Below are 1,343 nucleotides of genomic sequence, written 5' to 3'. Positions count from 1 at the left end.
CTCCTGGGTGCTGCAAAGCCTATGGCAGCCAGTGGCTTACAGCACCCGAGAAGAAAGGTAAGGACCGATGAGCGACGCGATCAAACCTTGGCTCGATGAGCTGACCGAACGGGCCGCGCTGCGGTCCATGTCAATCCGCCGAGCGCCCGAACCGCCGTACGGGTGGGAGCTGTACAGCCCGTTTCGGGTCGTCTGCCATGGGTCGCTGGACAACCTGGCCGCGTGGCTGACCGCTGCCGAACAGCGCGATGGTTGTCCGCCGACCGTGGCCGAGACCGGCGGGCGGGCGGACGGGTGACCACGCTCGGGTTCGTCGTCGCGATCGGCCCGCCGTTGGCCGTCCTAGTCGGCGTGGTGGTGTGGCCGACGAGGATTCCGCCCGATCGAACGGTGGACGCGATCCGGCGGCGGGTGGAGTCCGAGACCGAATGGAATCGAGTTCGCTCGCCGACCGCCGCCGTGGTGACCGGCTGACCCCGTTCTGACCGGCGGCAAAGCTCCGTGTCACTCGAGTCCCCTTAGAGCTCCTATCGGGTTCGATTGCTGATTCGTCGCCAACAGATAAGCGCTGCAACGAGATTCATGAATCCGTATACCCGCGTCATACGTTCCGAATGTTCATGCCATGCCGCCACAACGTCGGCTGGCACCCCACGCCGCGCGCATTCACCCTTGACCCCCACACTGCTGGATTACAACCAGGAGGCGATCCAGCCGAGCGCACGCTCGGCACCGGGACGGTACCTGTCCGGGACGGTTGGCAGCCGCTCGGCAATTACCCGTGGGTCGACAAGGCCGGCTCGCAGCAGGGCATTGACGAAGTTCTGGTCCTTCTCGCGCAGGGCGCAGAGTTTCGCGACGCACAGGTCTTCCTTGTCGAGGCACCAACCGGTGAACTGAGGTTCGCCCGATGGAGCGGCCGTGTTGGCGTTGCGCACCTTGACCAGACGGTTTCGCCAGCCACCGGGGAGCCCGGATGTGCTCATGTCGACTCCGTCGATGCTGAAGCCGTGCATCTCCTCGAAAGGGGAAAACTCGCCCGCCACGCCTTCGATCAGATCCGCGAGGCGGGCCGTCTCGACGTTGTCATCGGCAATCGGCAGGATGTCGATCTCCATCGACATCGTCGCGTCGGCGGGAAGCTCCGCTTCGCCGAAGCTACCGAGAATCGACTGCGAACCGACCACGATCACCTCGGGCCGCCCGATGATCTGGCACGCGGTGCGGATCGCGTGCTCCAACTGGTGGCGGCGAATCAACTCGCCGCGCGGAGAACTTCAGCGCGCTCGTCTTGCGCGAGCAATCCACCCATCGGCGAGACCTCACGCATTTCGATCGACTCC

At 64.9% G+C, this 1,343-nt stretch carries 3 protein-coding genes; 2 read left to right on the top strand and 1 reads right to left on the bottom strand.

Annotated features, from left to right (window positions below; genetic code table 11):
- Nucleotides 1-67: 67 nt before the first annotated feature.
- The gene (locus ACFWPJ_RS33035) at nt 68-298 is read left to right on the top strand and encodes a hypothetical protein (protein ID WP_378857481.1); all 231 of its coding nucleotides are present in this window, start codon (nt 68-70) and stop codon (nt 296-298) included.
- Nucleotides 295-474 carry a hypothetical protein gene (locus tag ACFWPJ_RS33030; RefSeq protein WP_378857479.1) on the top strand — a complete coding sequence of 60 codons (180 nt, stop codon included), beginning with the start codon at nt 295-297 and terminating at the stop codon, nt 472-474. Before ACFWPJ_RS33035 ends, ACFWPJ_RS33030 begins: the two co-directional genes overlap by 4 nt.
- A 218-nt stretch (nt 475-692) precedes the next feature.
- On the opposite strand, the gene ACFWPJ_RS33025 is transcribed toward ACFWPJ_RS33030, so the two are convergent.
- Nucleotides 693-1,241, bottom strand: coding sequence for a DUF6036 family nucleotidyltransferase (locus tag ACFWPJ_RS33025; protein ID WP_378857477.1), 549 nt, complete (start codon nt 1,239-1,241; stop codon nt 693-695).
- Between the last annotated feature and the right edge of the window lie 102 nt (nt 1,242-1,343).

The sequence above is a fragment of the Nocardia sp. NPDC058497 genome, from assembly GCF_042720195.1.
Lineage (GTDB): Bacteria > Actinomycetota > Actinomycetes > Mycobacteriales > Mycobacteriaceae > Nocardia.
This window is presented reverse-complemented; position numbering and strand designations above follow the sequence as displayed.

Excerpts from the sequence above, each read along its gene's own strand:
- ACFWPJ_RS33035 (WP_378857481.1), top strand. The coding sequence starts at position 68 with ATGAGCGACGCGATCAAACCTTGGCTCGATGAGCTGACCGAACGGGCC.